Below are 22,666 nucleotides of genomic sequence, written 5' to 3'. Positions count from 1 at the left end.
CCCCGGGAATCCGGGCCGCCCGGCCAGGGCGCCCGGCCCACCCTAGGAGTGACATGTCGAACGGAACGTTCATACGAAGAGACGCCAGCAAGATGGCCGAGTGGGATCCGGTGCTTTACTGGTACGCCCGCGCCGTCGGAAGGATGCAGCAGCGACCCGCCACCGACCCGACGAGCTGGGTCTTCCAGGGGTGCATCCACGGCATCCCGCCCACCGTCACGCAGACGCACGAGGCCTTCAGCCAGTGTCCGCACGGAGGCTGGTTCTTCCTGCCGTGGCACCGGGGCTACCTCTGGTACTTCGAGCGGATCATCCGGGCGGCCATCAAGGAGATCGCCGCCGAGGAGCACATCACGCCCGACCCGTCCACCACCTGGGCCCTGCCGTACTGGGACTACGCGCTGGACCCACCCTCCGCCGGCCCGCCCCCGACCTTCACGACGCGCGCGCTCCCGGCGGCCTTCCGCAGCCCGAAGATGCCGGACCGCCCGGGCGGCACCACCCTGACCGTCGACAACCCGCTCTGCCTCCGGGACGACCTGGAACCGACGACCAAGGCGGAGTTCTGGGCCGCCCCGCATCGAGCCAAGGACAAGAACGCCGCCCATCAGGTCCTCCCCTACGTGGACCTCAACCCCTTCAGGGCGATGAGCGCGACGATCTTCGCTGCCACGAAGAGGCTGTCAGCGGTCCAGCCGACCTTCGGCAGCGAGGTCAGCTACACCGTCATGCCCCAGTTCCAGTCCGGCCTCGGCGAGCTGGAGAACGTCCCGCACAACCAGGTCCACGGTGGTGTGGGCGGCTGGATGGGCCGGGTGGAGGGCTCCGCCCGCGATCCGATCTTCTGGCTGCACCACGCCAACCTCGACCGGCTCTGGTCGGGCTGGCTGGACAAGGGCAACCAGAACCCGGACCACACGTCCTGGCTGGACCACGAGTTCATCTTCTTCGACGGGAACGGACAGGAGGAACGGCCCACCAGCAAGGTGGTCATGGACGACGCGCGCGACTACGCGTACGAGTCGTTGACCGACGGGTCGGGCACCCGGCCGGTGATCCTGCCGCCGGTCCAGGCCCCACGGGCGGGCGAGCGGGTCCTGGCGGTCTCCGTCGCCAACCCCCGGCAGCCGCTCGATGTCCGGGCGGCGACCACGGTGTCCCTGGAACCCAGCGGCGTCGAGGGTGCCATGCGCTCGCTCGCCGCCCGCGACGAGCCGCAGACCAACCTCATCCTCACCGTGCACGACGTGTACACCGAGATCCCGCCCGGGACGCCGTTCCACGTCTTCCTGAACGGCCCCGGCGGCGACCTCGACCCGGAGGGCCCCTACTTCGTCGGCTGGATCTCCTTCTTCGGCATGGCCGGCGCCGGCGGGCACGACGCCAGCTACGACGTCACCGAGCAGGTCCAACGCCTCAAGGACCAGGGGCTGATGCCGGACGGTCCGCTCACCGTCTCGATCGTGCCGTCCATCCCGCAGCCGGCGACGAACATCCCGCAGCCCAGCTTCGAGAGCGTCAGCCTCACCAGCATCTGATCGTCCCCGTCCCCGTCCCGGGAGCCTCGGGGAGTGCGACTCGGCGCGTGGATCGTGCTGACCCGGAAAGCTGCGCGAGTTGCGCGAGCACCTCGGCCGCCGTGTGGCCGAGGTGCTCGCGCGCCCCCGCCGCGGTCGGGGCGCCCGATGCCGTACGCGTGCCCGAAGCAGGAGATCTTCGGTTCCCCCGGCGCCGCCCGGACGACGCCCATGTCCCGTGCCGTGTTGCGGGTGGTGATGTGCGCCAGCCCGTCCCCCGCCTTCGCCCGGCACGTGTCGGCCGCAGCCCGGGCCCGGGCCACGTCGGCGGCGAACGTCTTTTCAGCGAAGGGGTGTTGAAGGTCCCGTGTCTCGTCGTTCGTTCGCTCGTCTTTGCGCGGGGGGAATCCCGCCCGCGAGTTCCGCACGCCGTCTCGGCGGTGGTCAGCGGGATGCGGTGGGTCCCCCGTGCCGGGTGCCGGACAGCGCCGCGTGCACGGCGGCCGCCGCGTGGAGTCGCGCGGTGGGGAAGACCGGGACGGGGCTGTCCTCGGAACCGATGAGGAGCTCGATCTCGGTACAGCCGAGAATGATCCCCTCCGCACCGTCGGCCACCAGGTCCGTGATGACCTTCCGGTAGGCGGCGCGTGACTCCTCCCGCACGAGGCCCAGGCAGAGCTCCTGGTAGATGACGCGGTGGACGATCGCGCGCCCGTCGGCGTCCGGGACGCGCACATCGAGTCCGCCGGCTTCGAGCCGGCCCCGGTAGAAGTCCTGCTCCATGGTGAACGCGGTGCCCAGGAGACCGACCCGGCGCAGGCCCGACGCCCGCACGGCCGTCGCGGTGGCGTCGGCCAGGTGCAGCAGCGGGATGGAGACCGCCGCCTCGACCCGGTCCGCGACCTTGTGCATGGTGTTGGTGCAGATCAGCACCATGTCCGCGCCGGCCGCCTCAAGCGCCCGGGCGGCCGCGGCCAGGATCTCGCCGGCCTCCGTCCAACGGCCCTGCACCTGCAACCGCTCGATCTCCGCGAAGTCCACCGAATAGATCACGCACCGCGCCGAGTGGAGTCCGCCGAGGCGCTCCCGCGTGAACTCGTTCAACAACCGGTAGTACTCCGCCGTCGACTCCCAGCTCATCCCACCGATCAGGCCGATCGTCCGCATCGCCACACCCTCACATCGACTCCGAGCGGCACCGCGGCCGCCGCGCGATGCCTCGCCATAAGGAATCCAGCATGGCAGACGCCGATGTATAAGCTTCCCTTGGCTTTCGTGAAGCGTCCGACGCAAAGGAGGCGGGGGACATGACAACACTGCACCGGGGTGCCTCGACGGCGGAGCCCCCCGCCGCCCGCCGTCACCCGGCCGCACCGGCTGCGCCGCAGGTCAGACGGGGGAGCGACGCGGTGACGCTAGCGCAGCGGCCCGCACTCGTCGACGAGGACGGGCGGTGCCGACAGGAACACGTCGGCGGCGGCAGGGTCGTAGGCGATGTTGAAGGTGTCCAGCCAGTACGACCAGTCCTGCATGCCCGCCGCGCTGCTGAAGCGGTAGTTCACTTGCCAGCGCACCCGATCGGACGGACCGAGTCGTCGGCCGATTCCGGGCCCCCGGGCGTCGGCCGGCACCTCCAGCTCGTGGGGGCGCTTCGATCTGGTCGAGGACCTCGCCGCCCGTTGCGTTCGGGTCGGCGCGGCCGCTTTCATGGGGGCATGATCACCATTCATCTGAAGTACGAGATCGACGCCGACAAGCTGGCGGACTTCGAGGAGTACGGCCGCCGCTGGGTCGGGCTCGTCAACCGGTTCGGCGGGACGCACCACGGCTACTTCCTGCCGAGCGAGGGAGACAGCGACATCGCCTACGCCCTCTTCTCCTTTCCCGGCTTCGCCGCGTACGAGCGGTACCGCACGGACAGCATGACCGACCCGGAGTGCCAGGCGGCGTTCGAACTGGCCCGGAGCACCGGCTGCATCAAGCGGTACGAGCGCCGTTTCCTGCGCCCGCTGGACGTCACCTCCTAGGCCGGGGCAGGGGCTTGGACCGGCTGCCCCGGACGCCGGGGCGATCGGGGCAGCCGGCGGACCGACCGCACGTCCGGCACGGTGATCACACCCGTGCGTCCGGTCCGGCGTCGCCTGGCGCCGGACCGGGTCGGGACGGCACGCGACGGCCCCGGGGCGCCCCGGGGGCGTGACCGGGACGGGGATCCGGTGCCGCGGAGCGGGCGTGTCCGGCAGCGGAGCCGGACAGATGGTGGCCCGGGCGGCCGACGGCCCGCCCGGTGCGCGCGGGGCCGTCGGCGCGCCCGCGTCCCGGGGCGAGCACCGTTCAGGCGCCGTCGGTGGGTGTGTGCAGCCTCGCCCGGTAAGCGCGCTTCTTGACGAGGGCGCCGCAGGTCTTCATCGAGCACCAGCGACGGGCGCCCGCGCGGGAGGCGTCGACGAAGGGGACGCCGCAGTCGGGGTTCCCGCAGATGCGGACCCGGGTGCGGTGGTCGGACGCGCAGAGGTCGATCAGATCCCGGGCGACCATCGAGAGCACCGAGGTGACCGCGTCGCCGTGCCAGCGCACGGTGCTCCCGTCGGGGGCGAGCTCGGGGACCGAGGCCGGTTCGGCGGCGGCGCGGTTGACGAGCGCGATGTCCTCGGGGGCGGGCGGGACGGTGTCCGCCAGGGCGCGGCCGGTCCGCTGGATCGCCTCGCGCAGGTGCCTGGCCCGGCCCAGGTCGGCCTCGGTGCAGGGCGGCGGCGTCGTCGCGCAGGCGCTCTGCACCGCCCAGCGGCTCAAGTCCTCTGGCCGGGCCAGTCGTTCGAAGGGCGTGTCCGTGCCGCGGTCGGCCAGGGTGCCGGCGAAGGCGAAGCACAGCCGCGCGTCGTCGAAGCGGAAGTCGGCCTTGGCGCGCTGGCGTCCGTCGCGGCCGTCCTTGTCATCCATGTCCACCACTTTAAGCGGTTGACACGGTTCCGGACAAGCGGCTAGCTTCTGGTCCACCGCTTGAACCGGTGGACACGGCGTCGAACGTGCTCCGTTGTCCGCCGCACCCCGCCACACCTCTCCGCACCCAGCCACACCTCTCCGCACCCCGCCACACCTCTCCGCACCCCGCCACATCTCTCCACCGCACGAGGAGGCCGCGCCATGCGTGCCGCAGTCATCGAGGAACTCCACCAGCCGCTCGTCCTCCGCGACGTGCCCGATCCCGTCTGCCCGCCGGACGGCGCGATCCTCCGCGTCGGCGCGAACGGCATCTGCCGGACCGACTGGGCCCTGTGGGCCGGCGAGTTCTGGACGGGCGGCCCGCGGGTCGAGGCCCCGTTCGTCCTCGGCCACGAGTTCGCGGGCACCGTCGTGGAGGTCGGCCGCGAGGTGCGGGGGTGGCGGGAGGGGGACCGCGTCATCTTCCCGATGAATCCCGGCGAGGGCTCGTGCGAGATGTGCCGCAGCGGCAACCAGCACGTCTGCGAGCACGTGGACTCGCTCGTTCCCGGGGTGTCCTACTGGGGCGCCTTCGCCGAGTACGTCATGGTCCGCTTCGCCGACGTCAACCTGGTCGCGGTGCCGGAGGGCGTCGGCTTCGTGGACGTCGCCGCGCTGGCCTGCCGCTACATGACGGCCTTCCACGGGGTTGTCGACCAGGCGCGGGTCCGCGGCGGTGAGTGGGTCGCGGTGTACGGGGCCGGGGGCGGCATGGGGCTGTCGACGGTGGAGATCGCCGCGGCCACCGGAGCCAACGTCATCGCGATCGACATCACCGAGGAGAAGCTGGACGCCGCCCGAGCGCTCGGCGCGGTCCACACCGTCAACGCGGCGGCGGACGACCCCGCCGAGGCGGTGCGGACCCTCACCGGTGGTGGCGCACACGTGTCGGTCGACGCCGTGGGCATCGCCGCCGCCTGCCGGAACTCTGTGCTGTCCCTGCGCACCCGCGGCCGCCACCTCCAACTCGGCCACACCACGGCCGCGGAGAGGGGGGAGGTCGCGCTGCCGATCGACGTCATGATGGTCAAGGAGCTGGAGTTCCTGAGCGCCTTCGGCATGCAGGGCCAGCGCTTCGGCACGATGCTGAACATGATCGCCGCCGGCCGCCTCAGCCCCGGCCGCATCGTCTCGCGCACCGTCGGCCTCCACGAGGCGAGCGGGGTCCTGGAGTCCCTGGAGACGTACGGGCCCACCGGTGTGGTCGTCATCGACGCGTTCCGTCCCTGATCCCTCCCCCCTTGAAAGTAGGCACCACCATGAACGTACGCGCCACCATGCCCGTTTCCCGTCAGCTGATGGACCGGGAGCTGAGCCTGGCCCTCGATGGCGTCCCCATGACCCCCAACGGCGCGTTCGACCTGACGGACCTCGCCGCGACGCGCGCGGCGTTCCGGGTCCAGGCCGAGTCGGCCGCCGACAGCCTGCCCGGCGACCGGTCCGTCACCGTCGAGGAGCATCTCGTGAGCCGGGCGGACGGCCCCGACGTGCCGGTACGCCTGCTGCGGCCGACGGCCGCGCCGGGACCGCTGCCGGTGCTGCTCTGGTTCCACGGCGGCGGGCAGGTGCTCGGCTTCGCCGCCCAGGACGACCCGTGGCTCAAGCGGCTGGGCGCGAGCCTCGGCTGTGCCGTCGCCGTGGTCGACTACCGGCTCGCTCCGGAGACACCCGCCCCCGGCGCCGCCGAGGACGGCTTCACCGCCTACCAGTGGCTCGGCCGCGAGGCGGACGCCCTGGGTCTGGACAGCGCCAGAATCGGCATCGCGGGCCAGAGCGGCGGCGGCGGCATCGCGGCGGCCACCACCCTCCTGGTCCGTGACCGCGGCGGCGCGGCGCCCCTGTTCCAGTCCTTGACGTATCCCATGCTCGACGACCGCAACCGGACCGCGTCGAGTCACGAGATCACCGACATCGGCATCTGGGACCGCTCGACCAATCTGCTGGCCTGGAAGGCGATCCTGGGCGACCGCGCCGGCACCGACGACGTCTGCCCGTACGCGGCCCCCTCCCGCGCCGCCGACCTCGGCGCCCTGCCGCCCACGTTCATCGCCGTCGGTGACCTCGACTGCTTCCGCGACGAGGATCTCGACTACGCCACCCGGCTGCGCGCCCACGGCGTCCCGGTCGAGCTCCACCTCTACCCCGGCGCGTATCACGCCTTCGACCTCTTCGCCCCCGACTCCCGACTGGCCACCACCTTCCACCAGACCTGGTCCAACTACCTCGCCCGCCAGTTCCACAGCACCCCTGCCTGACCGGGGCTGGGCCGGGGGCAGGGGTGGGGCGCGGGCTCGGTGGGCGGCGGCTCGGTGGTCGTGAGGGCGAGCGGCCCGGGTGGTGGTGCGCCGACGTGTCCGGAGCGACGACCCGCGACGAACGGCCGGGGCTAGGGAGCGCTCGTCCCCGGGCGGGCCTTGCTCATCTTCGTCGCCCTGGCCTGCGCCCAGCGCAGGAGCAGGACGGCGACCACCACCGCCATCAGGGCGGCCTTGCCGACCGGGACGGCCGTACCGCCGCGCAGGGCGGTGGAGAACATCGGCGTCAGCACCGCCACCGCCACGGCAGGCCCGGCCGCGTACCAGGCGGCGAACAGCAGCGGGCCCGTCCCGCCGCCCGCGCCCTGGGCCGGGGACAGCATCAGGTCCTTGCGCAGCACCCCGCGGCAGGCGTTCACCAGCCCCGCGGCGACCAGTGCCGGCGCGGCGGCCGGGGCGAGCCAGGCGGCCGGGCCGCCACCCGCGGCCAGCAGCGCCCCGGCGCAGGCCAGCCCCAGCAGGAGCCCGGCCACGGTCGGGACGATCGCGTGGCGCAGCATCAGGGCGGCGAACGGATACGGCGACCAGGAGGCCCGCCGGACGTCGTCCGTCTCGATCCGGGCCGGCTCCAGCAGCTGTGCCACCGCCAGGTAGCCGAAGACCAGGGCGGCGGCGGTGGTCAGCCAGGACAGCCCACCGGTGGCGCCGTGCGCGAGGACGGCGCAGAGCAGCGCGGGCACCGCCAGCACCACCGCGCGACCCAGCCGGGCGGGCGAGCGCAGCAGGGCGAGGGTGTCCCGCCACGGCACGACCTGCCACGGCCGCCGGGGCGCCGGCAGCCGGAGCCTGCGCTGCCGGTCGCTGCCGTTGGCGCTGTTCACGGCCAGTCGTGCGCTGCGCAGCTCGACCGTGCGGAGCGCGGCCAGCACCCCGGCGGCCGTCCTGGCCCGCTCCCGCAGCCGGGCCAGTGGCACCGTCGCGGCGGCCCGGTCGGCGAGCGCCAGGGCGGCGACGGTCGACAGCAACAGCAGTGCGGCGGCCGCCCAGCCGCCCGCCACGGCGGCCGGCGTCGGCGCCAGGGCGGCGATCGCGGCCCAGCCCCACGGCCCCGACCACAGCTCGACCAGCTCCAGCCAGTGCACCGGGTGTCCGGCGACGGCCAGCGCGCTCTGGCCGGCCAGCGCGATGATCAGCACGGGTCAGGTACGGAGTGAGCCGGCGCACCCAGCGGGCGGCGCGGTCACTGCGCTCCACGACCAGCGCGGCGCAGGTGGCCAGCAGCGGTACGCAGAGCCCCCCGAGCAGGCACCAGCCGAGCGCGGCCGGCAGGCCGACGCGAACGGTCAGCCCGAGCGCGACCATGCCGCCGACCGCCGCCACCAGGCCGGGGAAGGCGGCCACGGCGCAGGACAGCCAGAACCACGGGCGGAGCACCGGGCGGGGCCGGACGGGGTGGATCAGCAGCCAGTCGGTCGCCGCCCGGGGCGGCACCACCGGGCCGCGCCACAGGCCGTCCCGGACCAGCAGGACGAAGGTGAGCAGCCCGATCGCGGTGATCCCGGCGGGCATGGCGGCGAGCAGATCACCGCCGTGGCCGGTGTAGTCGGCGCCCATGGAGGCCTGGAGGAACAGGCCGAGGCTGGGCACGCCGCCCCAGATGATCAGGATGAGGACCACGCAGTAGACGGCGAAGCCGACCGATTTGGCACGGTTGCGCCGGTGGGGGGCCCGCAGGGCGCGGAGCAGGGCGAGCGTCTCGTCGGTCCAGTCGTCGTCGTCCGTCCAGGCCTCGACGGCGAGGTCGCGGTCGGCCTCCGGATGGGTCGTGGTCACCGGGCACCCGCCGAGCCGGCGGCGGTGCGGGCCGCGAGATCCGCTGCCAGGACCTTGCGGGTCGCGCCCTGCTTCAGGATCTTGCCGTCCTCCAGCACCACCACCCGGTCCGCCACGTCCAGGGCGAGGTCGGTGTGGTGGGTGACCAGGAGCACCGCGACGCCGTCGGCCAGCTCCGCCCTGAGCAGGTCGGCGAGGTGGCGGCGGGCATCCGGGTCGAGCCGCTGCTCGGGCTCGTCCAGCAGCAGCAGGTCGCGCGGGCGCACCAGCGCGCACGCCAGCAGCAGGGCCTGCATCTGTCCGGAGGAGAGGGCCGAGGGCAGCGCGTCGGCCCGTGCCGTGAGCATCCGGTCGGTCAGTACCTGGGAGACCCAGTCGGGCGCGTCGGCGACCCCGTGCGCGACCGCGACCAGGAGCAGGTGCTCGCGGACGGTCAGGTCGGGGTAGCAGGCGACGGTGTCGCCGACCACCGCCACCCGGGCCCGGACCCGGGGGTCGTTCTCGTCCATCGGGATGCCGTCGAAGACCACGGTGCCCTTGCTGGGGGCGTCGCGTCCGGCCGCGACCCTGAGCAGGGTCGACTTGCCCGATCCGTTGTGGCCGAGCAGTGCCACGCACTCTCCGGCGGCCAGCGACAGGCTCACGGGGTGCAGCACCTCCCGCTCGCCGTACGAGCGGCTGACGCCGGTCAGCTGCAGCAGGGGCTTGCGAGCCGCGGCACGTGGTTCGGCGGCGTTCTTGGCCATGGGGAGGGCGCCTCTCGACGGGGTGTCCGGCCACAGTACCGATCCACCGGCGGCCACCCGGGTGAGGATGGCGCCGGCCCGGAGCCGGTGCGGACGTCGAGCCCGGTTCGGCCCGCGGTGGGCGTGGAGCGCACCGGGGGCCACCCGCCCGCCCGCGGTGCGCTCCACGCGCGCCGGTCAGGCGGGGTCGATGACCACGATCGGGATCTCGCGGTCGGTCTTGGCCTGGTACTCGTCGTACGCGGGCCAGTGGCCCACCATGACCGGCCAGAAGGCGGCCCGCTCCGCGGCGGTGGCGGTGCGCGCGGTGCCCTGGACGATCGTCGGGCCGACCTGGACGCGGACCCGGGGGTCGGCCGTCAGGTTCCGGTACCACAGGGGCGCGTCGTCGGCCCCGCCCTTGGAGGCGACGACGAGGTAGCGGCCGCCGTCCTCGCCGTAGATGAGCGGAGTGCGGACGGCCTGCCCGGAGACCCGGCCGACGGTGGTCAGCAGGAGGGTCTGGGTGCCCTTCCAGTGCTGCCCCTCGGCGCCGTTCGAGCCCACGTACTGCTTGACGTGGTCCAGCTGCCAGGTGCCCGGCGCGGGGTCCTTGGGGTGGTCCCAGTCGATGTCGGTCACGGTGTCCGCCTGCCTTCGTGTGGAAATGGGTCGACGGTTTCGACAACGACTGCCGACGCCTCCGGGCACGGTCGTCCCGGGACACTGGTCCGGGAGAACCTGCGGGGGCACACGACGGGGCGACCCAGGGGTGCTGCGGGGAGGCAACGGTGGCGCCCGGTCGGGTGCCGTGGCGGTGGGGCCTCCCGACGACTCGAAGGGAGGCCCCACCGGTTCTCTCCTACGCTCCCGCCGACCGCGACAGCTGCCGCGCGGTGTCGAGCGACCCGAGGTGGTGCGGAGCAGTGCGCGGGCCGGTCGGCGCGGGGGTGCCGAGGAGCGTCGCGGGCTTCGCCACGTCGACGGAGCCGGGACGGTGGATCGTGAGTTCGAAGTCCCGGTGCGCCTTGGCGCCCAGGGCCGGTGGCAGGTGGATGCGCCCGTCCCCGAGCATGCGCCGGATCCGCGCGCGGCTCAGCCCGAGCCCGAGCGCGAGGAGCCGCTCGACGCGGATCGGCGCGGGCAGCTCGAAGGTGACCAGCACCCTGAGCGGGGTCGGGTCGTCGAGCGCGTAGAGGGGCGTGCGGGTCTGCAGGCCCCAGGTGCCGGTCCAGTCGAGGCGGTATCCGGTCTTCGCGGCGAGTGCCGCACTGATCGTCAACTCCCGCACCACAGACGGGTCGTTGGTCTCGTACGCGACCCGGCGGGCGGGCTCCAGCGACGAGACGTGGACGCGCTCGTGGACGGGCACCTTGGACGTCCGGTCGCACCCCGCGCAGCTCAGGAGGAGCCAGATGTCGAGGAGTTTGCCGTTCGCGTTGACGCGGATCCTGCCCGAGGGGCGGTGACGCGTGCTGTAGCAGTCCGGGCACTGGCGCACGATGGTGGGCAGGGCGGACTGGCGCACGGCCCACAGGGCCTTGCGGTCGGTATGCATGGAGGTGATTGCTTTCAGGACTCGGCAGGAGCTCTCGCAGGCGGTGCTGCGGCTCCTGGATCTGACGGATGCACACGCGGGCGCGACTGATCGCCTCGGGGCCGAGCCATCAGGCTCCGAGATCGATCGTGCGACGGGGTGGTTCTCGCTACGTGGCAGCCGTTACAGGTCCATGCGGGCGATCCTGATCGAGGTCACCGCTCGAAGGCAAGCCGTTTTTCGTGGGCCTGGGCCTCGGCCTGGGCCGGATACAGGTGCGGGTGCGGGTGCGGCGTCAGGTCGCCGGCAGCGCAGGGGGCTTCGGACGCCGCGGCAGTCCGGCCACCGTGCAGAGGGACCGGGTAAGGAGGTAGCGGCGGCTCAGTCGAACCGGATGTGCTTCACACCCGTCCACGTCCGCCGAAGGCGCCCGCGGAGCGCGCTGTCGGTGTTCGGGGCGAGCGTCAGTCCGGAGGCGGCGGCGATGTGCTCGGCGACCTGCGCGACGGTGAGGCGGTCGGTCCACAGGTGCTCGGCGAACTCGTCCTGGCGCAGGCGCTCCAGGCACACGTCGAGTTTCGACAGGGCGAAGCTCTCCCGGCGCAGAGCGGTGTCCTTCCCGGCGACGAACTGCACGACGTGCCCGAAGCCGCGCTCGCGCAGCCGTCGCAGCACCGTCGCGCGCTCCGCCAGCAACGCGAAGTGCCGAACGTCGTGGCCGCGCTCCCGCAGCCGACCGACGGTCTCGCGGAGGTACGCCGGTTCCACGACCGTCATCGGCGCGATCACCACGCCGTCGTGCTCGGTCAGAGCACGGTCCAGCACCTCGAACACTCCCTGCCGCCAGGCGGGAAGGTCCTGGAAGTCCCCGCGCAGCGAGGGCGGCATCATCCGGTGCAGGCCGAAACCCACGTGCTCGGGGTCGCAGATGACGCTGCCCGCGAGCCGCCGCCGGATCTCGTGCGCGGTCTGCGTCTTGCCCCCGCCGAAGGGGCCGTTGATCCACAGGAGCATGCGTCGACCCTACTGCGCCCGACGTACCGGCCCGCCGGTTCGGCGAGCTGCGCCAATCGGGCGCGTCATCGCCGTGGCTTGTCGGATGTACGGTGCGCCTCCGCGCCCCGCCGACGTCGAAACCGTGCGGGATCCCCGCCGCCCCCGCCCCCGCCCCCGCTAGCGCGTCGCGGGGGCGCAGGGTTCCGGCCTCCTCAGTGACGGATCATGCGCTCGATGTGGACCGATGGATCAGACGGCATCAGGCCGGTGTGAGCAGACGCGTCTCGGCGGCGGGCAGGCCCTTGGCCCACCAGTGGTCGTAGCGCCGGTAGACCCGCGGGTCGCGGTCGGCGAGGAAGGCGAACAGCGCACCGGCCTCCGCGGCCAGCGCCTCCCAGACCTCCTCCGGGAGGGGGTGGAAGGCGGTGGCCTCGATCCCCGCCTCGACGCTCCGCCAGACGCCGGCGACGTGGCCGTCGACCAGCAGGGTCGGCAGCACGTCCCCGTTCACCCGGATCACCAGCTTGCGGTAGGCGGCCGGGAGGACCCGGCTGCGGTCGGCGTAGACCAGCAGGGTGCTGTCCCACATCGGCAGGAGCCTGGGCGGCGCCGGGGTGTCCTCGTCCGGCCGGGGCGCGCCGGGAAGGTCGAACAGCACCGTGCCGTCGGGGCCCTCCAGCTCATCGAGTTCGTCGCCGAGTGCCTGTACGGCCTTTCTGGCGCGGGCCCGTTGGATCATGGCGAACTGCGCCATGTCCGCCACCGAGGCCGGGCCGAAGCCCTCCAGGTAGCGGCGGATCAGCGGCCCCGTGCTGTCGAAGACGGCGTCCGGGTCGGTCAGCACCGGCCGCGTGGCGGCGGCGACGTACGACGGCCGGGGGGCGAACGACCAGGGCCCGCCGGCGGGCACGTGCCACAGCGGCGCGTACTGCCGCAGCATCCGCCACGCCGGGAGCTCGACCGGTGTGCCGCGGCGTTCGCCGAGCCAGGCCTGGGCCTCGGCGCCGGTCCGCGGCCGGCCGGCGAATTCCAGCAGCTCGGGAAGCAGGGCGTCGGCGTCGGCGGCGGTCAGCCCGGACGCCGTGAAGCGCGCGTCGCCGAGCCTGGAGGCGCGCAGGGTCGGCTCCACGGCCTCGCGGAAGGCCCGGTAGTCCTCGCTGTGGACCAGGTGCAGCGTGATCCGCATCAGCGTCGACCGCACCACCCGCAGCCCGGCCACGGCGCTGTCGAGTCCGGCCGGGTCGAATCCGCTGATCCGGTTCCACAGTGCCAGGTAGGGCGAGGCGGGCTCCTGCGCCTGGAGGGCGACCACCCGCCGCACCGCGTCGGCGGCGTCGATCGGCTCCCGCGCCAGCAGCAACTGCCGGGCGAGGGTCGAGCGGTTGAGGGCGCGCGCCGTGATCACCATGCCCGCATTCTCCCGGCTCGCCGCTCCCCGGGAAACCCGCGGGCCGGGGCAGCCGACGAGAGGTGCCGGTACCGCCGCCCGCCCGGAGCGGCTGGTGGGCTCCCGGGAAGGGTGAACGGGCGCCGCCCGTCGGGGAGAATCGCGGCATGCGGATTCTGATCATCACCGCCGGGTCGCGCGGCGACGTCGCACCGTTCACCGGCCTGGGGCGACGCCTGCTGGACGCCGGACACGAGGTCGCCGTGGCGGCCCATCCGGCCTTCGCCGCACTCGTCGGCGGGTGCGGCCTCGGGTACCGGCCGCTGCCGGGGGACCCGGAGGAGCTGATCCGCGGCTGGTCCCGGGCGGCGTCGCGGGCGGAGGCCCGGGCGCTGACGAGGGCGTACGTGGACGGGCTCGCCGACGGTGTGGAGCGGGCCGTGGCGGACGGCACCGACCTGGTGCTCACCGCCTTCGCCCCGGCTCCGCTGAGCGAGACGGCCGGGGAGGCGCTCGGCGTGCCCGTCCTCGAAACCCACCTCGTACCGGCGTTCGCCACCCGGGAGTTCGCGCTGCCCGGTGCGACGGACGCCGACGGCCTGGGACCGGAGGGCAACCTGGCCGCGGGCCACGACGTGGTGCGCCGCCGGGACCAGCTCTTCGCGGGCGCCGCCACCCGGCTGCGGGCCCGCCTCGGGCTCCCCGAAGCGGCACCGGCACCGTCGGAGGCCGACCGCGGCCCGGTCTTCGCCGGCTTCAGCCCCTCCGTGCTGCCGCGCCCGGCGGACTGGCCGACCCGGGTCGAGGTCCCGGGCTACTGGTGGCCCGCCCGGCCGGACGGCTGGCGGCCCCCGGCCGAGCTGGTCGACTTCCTCCAGGCCGGGCCGCCACCGGTGTTCATCGGGTTCGGCAGCATGGCCCCGGGTCACGGGGAACGGCTCAGCGACCTGGTGGCCGCGGCGGTGAAGCGGGCGGGGGTGCGCGCGGTGGTCCAGGCGGGCTGGGCCGACCTCGGCGGCGGTGGCGACGACGTCCTCGCCATCGGCGACGTACCGCACGACTGGCTCTTCCCCCGCACGGCCGCCGTCGTCCACCACGCCGGAGCGGGTACCACCGGGGCGGGGCTGCGCGCCGGGGTACCGGCCGTACCGGTCCCCGTCATGGCCGACCAGCCCTTCTGGGCGGACCGGCTGCACCGGCTGGGCGTCGCCCCGCTGGTGCTGCCGTTCGAGGAGCTGAGCGCCGAAGCCCTCGGGACCGCGATCACGGCCTGTACGACCGAGCCGGTCCACCGGAGCCGCGCGGCCGAACTCGCCCGGCGGATCGCCACGGAGGACGGCGCCGCCGCGGTGCTCGCCCACATCGACACGGCCTACGGCCGGTGAGACCGGGGCTCGCCCGGGCCTCCTCGCGGCCGGGCGGAGCCTCCGCCGTCGCCGCGCGCTACGGGGCGGCGTAGCAGCGGACGGCGACCAGCTGCTCCGGGCTCCAGCGCTGTTCGACGGTGGCCAGCAGCCGCCAGCCGAGGCGCTCGTAGAGCGCGGCCGCGGCGGTGTCGGACGCCACCACGTCGAGCACCGGGTGCAGAGCGCGGGCCCGGGCCTCCTCGGCCGCCCGCGCCATCAGCAGCGCGCCGATCCCGCGGCCACGGGCGGACGGGGCGACGAACAGCCGGCTGACCACCGCCGTCCCGTCGACGTTTACCCCCGCCCGAGCGCTCCAGAGCCCCGGCGCCGCGTCGCCCGCGCCGCTGCGGGACAGGACGACATGGCCGGCGATCCGGCCGTCCAGCTCCGCCACCCACGAGCCGATGAGGACGGGCGGCGTGAGCCATGACGTCGGCGCCTCGGGCCAGTTCACCGGGTAGCCGTCCCGCGCATGGACCTCCGCCAGGACCCGCACGCACGCACCGAGGTCACGATCGTCACGACACCGGACCCCCGGGGCGGTGCCCGGGCCGAACCCGCTCTCACTCCTCATCGCGGCATGGAACCACAGTCCGGCGCCCGTGACCAGCCGCTCTCCGCCGGTGCCGGGAGGGGGACGGCCGGCACACGCGTGCGCTCGCGCCGCCTCACTCGGGACCGGGACCGTGCAGCTCCAGCCGCCACAGCGCCTCACTGAGCAGGTCCAGCCCCTGCCGCAGATGGCGCCGGTAGGTGCCGTAGGGGAGGCCGAGCCGGCGGGCGGCGGCCTCCTGGGTGGGCGCACCGGAGAAGTAGCCCGCGGTCACGGCGTCGCGGGCGCGGACACCGCGCGGATCGCGGGCGAGGTCGTCGACGCTCCCGCGCAGCAGGGCGCGCAACTCCTCGACGGGCTCGCCGAAGTCGGCCGCCAGGCGGGTGCGGAGCAGCGCGCAGGCGGCGAAGGCGCCCGCGTCGCGCCAGTGCGTCAGGGCGTCGCGGACGGCCTGGTCGAACGCGGCGCGCGAGACGCCCGACGGCCCGGCCCGGGTGGGCACGGCGGTGGCCGCTATGAAGTGGCGGAGCCAGGTCTCGACGGGCACCTGGCGCCAGTCGACCGCGAACAGGCCGTAGGTGTGCTCGCCGACCCGCGGCCGGGCGCCGGTGTCGGCGAGGCTGCCCTTGACGCGCGCCGACCACGTCTCGGCGTCCCGCCAGACGGCGAAGCCGTAGGCGCGGCCGCGGGCGCGGGCGGACTCCGCCTGGGCGCGGGAGCTGCTGAGGTCGATGACGCGCGAGGGCACCTGGTACCGCTCGGGGTAGACCGAGAAGCGGCTGACGCCGATGTGCTCGCCGGGCCGGACCGGCCCGGCGGCCTGGGCGTACTCCCAGGCGGCCGCCACGACCGGGTCGGCGGCCAGGTCCTCCGGATCGGCGGGGGCGGGCAGGGCGAGGCGGACCGTGAAGGCCACGGTGCGGCCCGTGCTCACCAGGCGGTAGACGCTGAAGGCCTGCGGCTGGCGCCGCGCCCAGTAGCGGACGAGCTCCGCCGAGGCCGGGCCCTCGGTCTGCTCGGCCATCCGCAGCACCGTGTCGAGGTCGTCCGGGTGGAGGGGCCGGTCGTGCACCTCGTCCTCGCGGGAGAAGGTGCGCAGGCGGGCGACCAGCTCCCCCTCGCGGAAGAGGTAGAACAGCTCGTCGGTAACGGTCCAGACCCGCTCCTCCGGGGCCTCCCGCAGGATGCGCAGGTACTCCTCGGCCAGCCGCCGGCGCATCGTCACGAAGGCGTTGGGGGCCCGCCAGCGGAGGTCGGCGGCCAGCGTCTCGCGGGCGGCGTCGTGCGGGTGGAGCCCGCGGTGGGTGGACTCCATGAACGGCAGGTCGCGCAGCCAGGTGAAGAGCGGGTGGGCGTCCTCCTCGGGCAGGACGGCGGCGAGCAGCTCCTCGGAGGTCGAGTAGGCCTGGGCGGCCAGCTCCAGCGCGCGGCGGTGGGCCGCCGTCGGCACCTCGCCGATCAGGCCCGACAGCAGGGTGCGCAGGACATCCGCCGAGGGCGCCCAGACCTCCTCCCTCGTCCAGTCCGCCATGCCGGACGCGGCCGCGAGGGAGAGCGCCAGCGGGTTGCCGCCGGCGAAGCGGAGCACCCGCTCCCGCAGTTCGGGCAGGACCTGCGCGGTGGTGAGCAGGCTCCGGGCCTGTTCCTCGGTGAACTGCCCCAGCTCGCTGACGTGGAGGAGTCCGGCCCAGGCGGGATCGGCCGCCCACTGCGGCTGGGGCGCGAGGCGGCCCGCCAGCACCACCAGGGTGTCGGCGGCGGCGCGGGGCAGGAAGCGCTGCCACAGCCAGCTCTCCAGCCACTGGCAGTGCTCGAAGGAGTCGAGGAGCAGCACCGTGCCGGGGACGGTCAGGAAGGAGGCGGCGGCGCGCTCGAAGTCGGCCGGATCCCGGCTGACGAAGCGGCCGTCCAGCTCCAGCAGGGGCCGTCCCGCCGTGCGGGCGTGGTCCGTGAGGCGGCGCAGCAGCGTCGACTTGCCGATGCCGCCCGGACCGGACAGGTAGAACGCGAACGGCGCCTGCTGGTCCCCGGCCAGGGCGCGCGCGAAGTGGGCGAGCTCCTCGTCGCGGCCGATGAAGGCCCGGACCCGGGCGCTGCTCAGCCGCTCTCCGACGGTTGCCATGGCGGCTCCTCTTTCCTCGTGTCGGCGGTGGGCCGTGGTGTGCGTACCGTCTGCGGTGGTGACGGGGGCGTGCTCGGCGGCGAAGTCCTCGGACAGGATGCTGAAGCGGGGGTCGACCATGGCGGGGCGGACCTCTCGGAGAGCGCGGGCGCACGAGGAGCGCCGGGTGACGGTGACGTAAGGGGTGAGCGGCCGGCTTCGCTCTCAGACGGGGGCCGAGCGGCGGCGGGGTCTCCGGCGACTGGGGCCGCGGGCCGCGGCGAGGAACCGAGGAGCCCCGCCCGCGAGGGGGCCGCGGAGGCGGCGGAACGCGGATCCGTGCACCGTGTCCGGGCGGGTGAGTTCGACTCTCCGCGCCGTGACCGGGACGGCAACTCGCGTTCTGGGCAACGTCGTATCGGTTCCTGCCTCGGGACGGCGGAGGTGATCCGACGTCAGGGCGGCCCCGCAGAGGCCTGCCCGTGCATGTTGACGTGCGCACTATAACCTGACGATCGAATGATCAGAGCTGCTCTGATCCGAGGACCGGGCCGTTCGTCCCGGGAGAATCGCGGGCCGCGGCCGGTGGCCAGAGCGAGGCCCATCGAGGGTGCCTCGCCGAGGGGTTCGGCGTAGCCCGAGCACGGCCGGCGCCTCGGCGATCGCCAGTTCCTGCACGCCGGCCTGCCACGGTGTCGGGCTGCGGCGGTGGCGCCGCCGGCCGGACGGCACGGACCGCGTGGCGTCCTGCCGGGCGGTGATCACCGCCTGCGGTGCGCCGCGTCGCGCCCGTGACGTGGCGCACCGCGTCCGCGTCGCGCCGGGCGTCGTCGGTGGTTCGCCGCGTCCCGGCGGCGCCGGGAGCCGCTCCGGCGGATCGACGGGGATCGTGTCGTCGGGCTGGATCGGCTCCTGGGGTGTCGGGCCCCAGGGGCGGAGCAGGGTGCACTTCTGCAGCACGGCGACGTCCCAGTGGTGGATGGCCCGCAGCTCCGCCGCCGCCCGGGTGCAGGGGCGACAGTCGGCCAGGTGGTCCGCCAGCTCCGGGGTGGCACCGCCGCCGGTGATCTCGTCGGCCAGTAGGGCCGCCAGATGGCGACACCGGCGCTCCTGCGCAGGGGAGTTGTGGACCCGCAGGTAGGCGTTCAGCAGCTCCCGCCGCAGCTCGGCACCCGGGGTTCGCACGGGCTGACGCGTGGGCACTTCCTCCGGTGCGAGTGATGCGACCGCTCGACACTGTCGTTGCCGAGGCCGAGCCCGGACGCCACCGATCACTCCGCGCCGACACCCGCCCGACGGGCAGGTCGCGTCCGGAGCCAGTAGGAGCGGGCCGCGACGGTCAGCGCGAGGCCGTAGACGGCGAAGGCGACCAGCCCGATCCAGCCGACCAGCAGCGCGTCGCCCGAGGAGGGGAAGTCACCGGGCCGGATCGTCACCACATCGGCCGCGGCCAGGGCCAGGTATCCGACTCCCACCACGCCGTACGGGGCGAGCGTGGCGGCGCCGACCAGAGCCGGGGCGAGCGGGAGCCAGCGCGGCACGCGCCGGCCGCGGAGGAACGGCAGCGGGCGGGGGAAGACCTGTCCCCACGGGCGGACCAGGCCCCAGAGGAGGAAGACGCCGAGCGCGGCCAGGAGTGCGGTGGGGTCCAGGCCGCAGGACTCCAGGGTGAGGAAGACGCCCGAGGCGCCGTTCCGCTCCGAGATCGCGAGCGTCTCCGCACCGGTGAGTCCCGCGAACGTCCCGCCGGACGCCCAGACCAGCTTCATCGCCGTGTACGGGAGAAAGGCCAGTGTCCCGGCCCAGGCGGCGAGTTGGACGGCCCGCGGCGCAGCGGTCGGCGCCCGCACAGCAGTACCGCCGGTATTGCCGATACTGCCGATTCCGGTGGTACCGGTGGCTTCGCCGGCCCGGTCGGAGCGGGCCGTGGCCGCGAGCAGGCCCGCTCCGACCGCTGCCAGGGCCTTGTTCGCCGTGGCGGCCGGGTGGTCCACGCCCTGACCGAACAGCAGCGTGATCACATCCATCAGCAGGCTGAACGCGGTGATTCCCGCGAGCCCGCAGGTCACCAGGAGCAGGACCCGTAGCGCGGGCCGCAGTCCGTACCGCACCACCGCTCCGCTCGCCGTCGTCGCCAGCGTCCCTGTCGCCACGACCGCCCAACTCAGCGCGGCGGCGGCCGAGTCACCGCCGCGAGGGAGCAGGGAGGTCCCGCTCAGCGCGCACGCCAGGCCGAAGGCGGCGTACAGCACCCCCCACAGCAGGGTGGCCCGGGCCACCCAACCCGGCCACCGTTGCCACCGGGCGCTCGGGAGCGCCCTCATCGTCCGTTCGGCACTCGTCATGTTCCCCACGGTGCACCGTCCGTGGCGGTGCGCCGTCAGCCGCCGGAACGATCTCCCTCCCCCTGCCGGGTGAGTGCCCCCGGGGTCCCGGGTGCGCGCCGCGGGCACGATCGGGACCCCGGGGGCACTCGGGCGAGGTCACCCCCCGAGGCGGCGCGCCAGGTCGACAAGGTCGGGCAGCAGCAGGACCCGTCCGCCGGAGCCCGGAAGCGGGACGTGCAGCGGTGCGGTCCACCGGGCAGGGATCGCGTCCAGCCCGTAGCGGGCGCCCGCGAGCCCGCCGGTCACCGCGGCGACGGTGTCCGTGTCGCCGCCCAGGTCGACGGCCGCGCGTACCGCGCTCTCGAAGCTCGTGGTGGTGCGCAGCGCCCAGACCGCGGATCCCAGGCAGGGCCAGACGGCGCCGTTGAACTCGGTCGCCCGGTCCGGATCCCAGCCGGGATCGAGGACCGTCGCGTAGCGCGGCCGGTGATCGGGATCGACGAGGTCCAGGATCTCCGGGAGCGCGCCGAGGGCGTCCTCGCCCTCCAGGGTGAGGCGGACGAGTTCGTGGAAGATCGCGGTGCCTTCCCAGGCGGCCCGGTCGCCGTGGGTGAGGGCGGCGATGCGCCGGGCGGCGTCCATGGTGGCCGCCCGTCCGGCACCGGCGAAGTGCACCGCGGAGGTCGAGGCCCGCATCAGTGATCCGTTGCCCGCCGCCCGCAGGTTCACCTGGAAGTGGATCGCGGCGGCCATGTCCCAGGCCATGCCGTTGGTGAGGACGTCTTCGGTCTGCAGGCCGATGTCCTTGGGACCGGACGCCGCCCACCGCTGGAAGCGGCCGAAGATGTCCGGCAGGTCCAGTCCACCGCGCTGCAGCAGCGACTCCGCGACCAGCACGGCCATTTGGGTGTCGTCGGTCGCCTCACCCGGATCCCAGCCGCCACCTCCGCACATCTCGCCAGCGCCACCGGCGCTGGGACCGTCACCGGGTCCGGGGAACCGCGCGGAGAAGGCGCCGCGGGGGCCGAACTCGAACGGGGCTCCGAGCGCGTCACCCACCGCCGAGCCGACGACCGTGCCGGTGACCCGCTGAATCCGTTTCATCCCGTTCCCTGGCTGCTGAGGATCTCGGTTGTCCCGGTTCACAGCCAGGCCACCAGGTGCGGCAAGCCGTTCTCGGGGTCGTCCGTGGCGGGGGCGGTCGGGGGCAGGTCGGCCAGCTTGACCGGGACGGCGTCCGGTACCAGGTCGACGCGGTGGATGGACTCGGTCCCGTCGGCGGCCGACAGGTAGGCGAGTGCCTTGCCGTCGGGGGAGAGCACCGCGCCCGAGACGAAGCGCTTCTCGGGCGGGAGCAGTGCGTCCACGCCCTCGACCCGGCTGAAGTCGGCTGCGAATCCGACGCGGTAGAGGTTGTCGCGTGTCCCGCAGAGCAGATGGCCGCCGTCGAGCCAGAGTCTGGGAACGCAGCCGCTGGGTACGCCCGCCGAACCCGGCACGACCTGGTGGCCCGGTTCGGCGGGCGTCCCGAGCAGCAGCGGTTCGACGACGCCAAGGGTGCTTCCGGTGACCTGGTCGCCGCGCCACAGCACCGCGTTCTGCTGGGTGTAACCGGCCGCTACCGTGCCGCCGGGGGCGACCGAGACTCCCTCGGGCTTGGTGCCGAACGGGCGTGCCGGCCACGGGCGGTCGCCGTCCAGGGCGAAATCCTCGCCGGGGGCCGTGCCCCGGGGCGCGGGCTCGGCGCCGCGTGCGGCGAGGTCACGGCTGGTCAGCTGCCGGCCTGCGGTCTCGTACCAGAGGACGGAGGTGCCCTCCTGGAACAGCGGTCGGCGATCCTCGCCCGGCCCGTCGGCCGGCGCGGTGGAGGCTGCCCGTCCACCGGGCAGGGTGAAGGCGGCCGCCCGCTTCATCGCCCCCGAGTTCGGTGCCACGGTGCCGGCGATCAGCGAGAAGTCGGCGTTGAACGCCTGCCGGTCGGCGGTCGCCGAGACGGCTGTGGTCAGGGTCGGGTCGCAGAGCGTGGCACTGGTGGCCAGGTCCGGCAGAGTGGCGACCCGGCGGGCTTCCTCCCTGCCGTCGGTGGCCGCGTGGGCGGTGACGGTCACCACGTGCACCTTGCCGTCCGCCGTCGTCGGCGACGGCACGGCCCACCGCTCGCAGCGGGCGACCACCAGCCGGCCGGGCCCCGCGAGCGGCGGCCCGGCCGGCGTCGGCGCCGCCTCCGGCCCGCTGCCTCCGCCGGGACTCGTACAGCCGCTCAACGCCAGGAAGGTCGCGGCGAGCAGGGCCGCCGCCCGGCCGCGGGCGAGAGCGGGTGGGGGCAGGGTCACGGTTCTCCTCGGTGGTACGGCCGGTACGCTCGCCGATCGGGCCCGAGCGCCGATCGGTACGGACCGCCGACCGGTACGGGCCGCTCGAACCGGTGCGATCACCGGACGATACTCCATCCGAGCGGGTGACCTGACGGCCCATCCGCTCGCCCCGGGGCCCAGGTCCGTGCGGTCCGACAGCCGGGAGTGTCGGTGGTGCGGGCTAGGTTCGGGGGGTGAGCGACTACTACGACCTGTTCCTGGCTGTGGATCTCCCGTCGGACCTCCCGGCGTCGGTCGTCCAGGAGGTGAGATGGCTCCTGGGTCAGGCCGACCGGGCACCGGCGACGCATGCCGCCGTCGACTGGGAGGACTCCGGCCACGAGCCGTGGCCGGTCTTCGATGGAGGATCGGCGAGCCACTCGTTCGCCGGTGCGGACACCGCGTTGCTGGTCCGTGCCGTCGATCGGGCGGACCCCAAGGGGAGCGCCCCCTGGGCGCTCACCCTTCGCACCGGTGTTCACGAGGACGAGTTCGGGGTGGTGATGGAGGCGGTGGAGTGGCTCCTCCGGAAGGCGACCGGCGTCGGATGGGTGGGGTTCGTCCGCAGTTCGGCCTCGGAGGGCATCCGGCATGTGATCCGCCGGCAGGACGGGTTCGATCTGGTGGATGTCCGTTCGGCCGGTCCGCTGGCCCAGGTCTCCTGGTCGTAGGGCGACGGCCTGTCCGGACATT

The 22,666-nt window shown here is 74.2% G+C and carries 19 protein-coding genes and 1 pseudogene; 6 read left to right on the top strand and 14 right to left on the bottom strand.

All coding sequences use genetic code 11. The features are described 5' to 3' along the window. The first annotated feature begins 53 nt into the window (after window positions 1–53). The gene (locus tag ACFWA9_RS07570) at window positions 54–1,538 is read left to right on the top strand and encodes a tyrosinase family protein (protein ID WP_380384201.1); all 1,485 of its coding nucleotides are present in this window, start codon (window positions 54–56) and stop codon (window positions 1,536–1,538) included. 423 nt (window positions 1,539–1,961) lie between these two features. Here ACFWA9_RS07570 and ACFWA9_RS07565 read toward each other — a convergent pair whose 3' ends face one another. Together ACFWA9_RS07565 and ACFWA9_RS07560 are read right to left on the bottom strand one after the other, a co-directional pair. After that, window positions 1,962–2,684 carry an aspartate/glutamate racemase family protein gene (locus tag ACFWA9_RS07565; protein ID WP_380384198.1) on the bottom strand — a complete coding sequence of 241 codons (723 nt, stop codon included), beginning with the start codon at window positions 2,682–2,684 and terminating at the stop codon, window positions 1,962–1,964. A 248-nt stretch (window positions 2,685–2,932) separates the two neighbouring features. Further along, window positions 2,933–3,145 (bottom strand): annotated as a pseudogene (locus tag ACFWA9_RS07560) (hypothetical protein); the annotation flags it as partial. A gap of 87 nt (window positions 3,146–3,232) precedes the next feature. Between ACFWA9_RS07560 and ACFWA9_RS07555 the strand changes: the two are divergent. Next, a complete protein-coding gene (locus tag ACFWA9_RS07555) occupies window positions 3,233–3,544 on the top strand; it encodes an NIPSNAP family protein (RefSeq protein WP_329485390.1) in 312 nt (103 codons plus the stop codon). Window positions 3,545–3,851: 307 nt separating this feature from the next. Here ACFWA9_RS07555 and ACFWA9_RS07550 read toward each other — a convergent pair whose 3' ends face one another. After that, entirely contained in the window at window positions 3,852–4,457 is a 606-nt protein-coding gene (locus ACFWA9_RS07550; protein ID WP_380384195.1) for a CGNR zinc finger domain-containing protein, read from the bottom strand. 204 nt (window positions 4,458–4,661) lie between these two features. On the opposite strand from ACFWA9_RS07550, the gene ACFWA9_RS07545 reads away from it, so the two are divergent. After that, window positions 4,662–5,729, top strand: a complete 1,068-nt coding sequence (locus ACFWA9_RS07545) for an alcohol dehydrogenase catalytic domain-containing protein (protein ID WP_352286728.1) — start codon at window positions 4,662–4,664, stop codon at window positions 5,727–5,729. Between the two features lie 29 nt (window positions 5,730–5,758). Next, window positions 5,759–6,754 carry an alpha/beta hydrolase gene (locus ACFWA9_RS07540; RefSeq protein WP_380384192.1) on the top strand — a complete coding sequence of 332 codons (996 nt, stop codon included), beginning with the start codon at window positions 5,759–5,761 and terminating at the stop codon, window positions 6,752–6,754. Window positions 6,755–6,885: 131 nt separating this feature from the next. Here the strand turns inward: ACFWA9_RS07540 and ACFWA9_RS07535 are convergent, their stop codons facing one another. From ACFWA9_RS07535 to ACFWA9_RS07510, 6 genes are all read right to left on the bottom strand, one after another. Continuing rightward, window positions 6,886–7,950, bottom strand: coding sequence for a hypothetical protein (locus ACFWA9_RS07535; protein WP_380384189.1), 1,065 nt, complete (start codon window positions 7,948–7,950; stop codon window positions 6,886–6,888). A 633-nt stretch (window positions 7,951–8,583) separates the two neighbouring features. Then, a complete protein-coding gene (locus tag ACFWA9_RS07530) occupies window positions 8,584–9,333 on the bottom strand; it encodes an ABC transporter ATP-binding protein (protein WP_329485388.1) in 750 nt (249 codons plus the stop codon). A gap of 177 nt (window positions 9,334–9,510) precedes the next feature. Continuing rightward, window positions 9,511–9,954 (bottom strand): nitroreductase family deazaflavin-dependent oxidoreductase, encoded by a 444-nt coding sequence (locus ACFWA9_RS07525; RefSeq protein WP_352286738.1) that lies wholly within the window; start codon window positions 9,952–9,954, stop codon window positions 9,511–9,513. Window positions 9,955–10,174: 220 nt separating this feature from the next. Continuing rightward, on the bottom strand, window positions 10,175–10,870 hold the full coding sequence (locus ACFWA9_RS07520; protein WP_380384184.1) for a DUF1062 domain-containing protein: 696 nt from the start codon (window positions 10,868–10,870) through the stop codon (window positions 10,175–10,177). 360 nt (window positions 10,871–11,230) lie between these two features. Beyond that, window positions 11,231–11,863: an AAA family ATPase gene (locus ACFWA9_RS07515; protein ID WP_380384181.1), complete on the bottom strand. Its 633-nt coding sequence runs from the start codon at window positions 11,861–11,863 to the stop codon at window positions 11,231–11,233. A 241-nt stretch (window positions 11,864–12,104) separates the two neighbouring features. Next, the gene (locus ACFWA9_RS07510) at window positions 12,105–13,253 is read right to left on the bottom strand and encodes a winged helix DNA-binding domain-containing protein (RefSeq protein ID WP_380384179.1); all 1,149 of its coding nucleotides are present in this window, start codon (window positions 13,251–13,253) and stop codon (window positions 12,105–12,107) included. A gap of 146 nt (window positions 13,254–13,399) precedes the next feature. Between ACFWA9_RS07510 and ACFWA9_RS07505 the strand changes: the two genes are divergently transcribed. Then, window positions 13,400–14,617: a glycosyltransferase gene (locus ACFWA9_RS07505; protein ID WP_380384176.1), complete on the top strand. Its 1,218-nt coding sequence runs from the start codon at window positions 13,400–13,402 to the stop codon at window positions 14,615–14,617. Window positions 14,618–14,675: 58 nt separating this feature from the next. On the opposite strand, the gene ACFWA9_RS07500 is transcribed toward ACFWA9_RS07505, so the two are convergent. The 5 genes from ACFWA9_RS07500 to ACFWA9_RS07480 all read right to left on the bottom strand — a co-directional run bounded on the left by ACFWA9_RS07500 (window position 14,676) and on the right by ACFWA9_RS07480 (window position 21,952). Then, window positions 14,676–15,212: a GNAT family N-acetyltransferase gene (locus tag ACFWA9_RS07500; protein WP_380384173.1), complete on the bottom strand. Its 537-nt coding sequence runs from the start codon at window positions 15,210–15,212 to the stop codon at window positions 14,676–14,678. Window positions 15,213–15,306: 94 nt separating this feature from the next. Beyond that, on the bottom strand, window positions 15,307–17,313 hold the full coding sequence (locus ACFWA9_RS07495) for an ATP-binding protein (RefSeq protein ID WP_380384170.1): 2,007 nt from the start codon (window positions 17,311–17,313) through the stop codon (window positions 15,307–15,309). 1,250 nt (window positions 17,314–18,563) lie between these two features. Beyond that, on the bottom strand, window positions 18,564–19,637 hold the full coding sequence (locus tag ACFWA9_RS07490) for a hypothetical protein (RefSeq protein WP_380384167.1): 1,074 nt from the start codon (window positions 19,635–19,637) through the stop codon (window positions 18,564–18,566). 138 nt (window positions 19,638–19,775) lie between these two features. Continuing rightward, a complete protein-coding gene (locus ACFWA9_RS07485) occupies window positions 19,776–20,723 on the bottom strand; it encodes an ADP-ribosylglycohydrolase family protein (RefSeq protein WP_380384164.1) in 948 nt (315 codons plus the stop codon). Between the two features lie 38 nt (window positions 20,724–20,761). Continuing rightward, entirely contained in the window at window positions 20,762–21,952 is a 1,191-nt protein-coding gene (locus tag ACFWA9_RS07480) for a hypothetical protein (protein WP_380384161.1), read from the bottom strand. A gap of 215 nt (window positions 21,953–22,167) precedes the next feature. Between ACFWA9_RS07480 and ACFWA9_RS07475 the strand changes: the two genes are divergently transcribed. Next, a complete protein-coding gene (locus ACFWA9_RS07475; RefSeq protein ID WP_380384158.1) occupies window positions 22,168–22,644 on the top strand; it encodes a hypothetical protein in 477 nt (158 codons plus the stop codon). Window positions 22,645–22,666: the final 22 nt, after the last annotated feature.

The sequence above is a fragment of the Kitasatospora sp. NPDC059973 genome (assembly GCF_042737525.1).
GTDB lineage: Bacteria > Actinomycetota > Actinomycetes > Streptomycetales > Streptomycetaceae > Kitasatospora.
The sequence above is the reverse complement of the archived record's forward strand: the minus strand, read 5'-3'. Positions and strand labels throughout refer to the sequence as shown.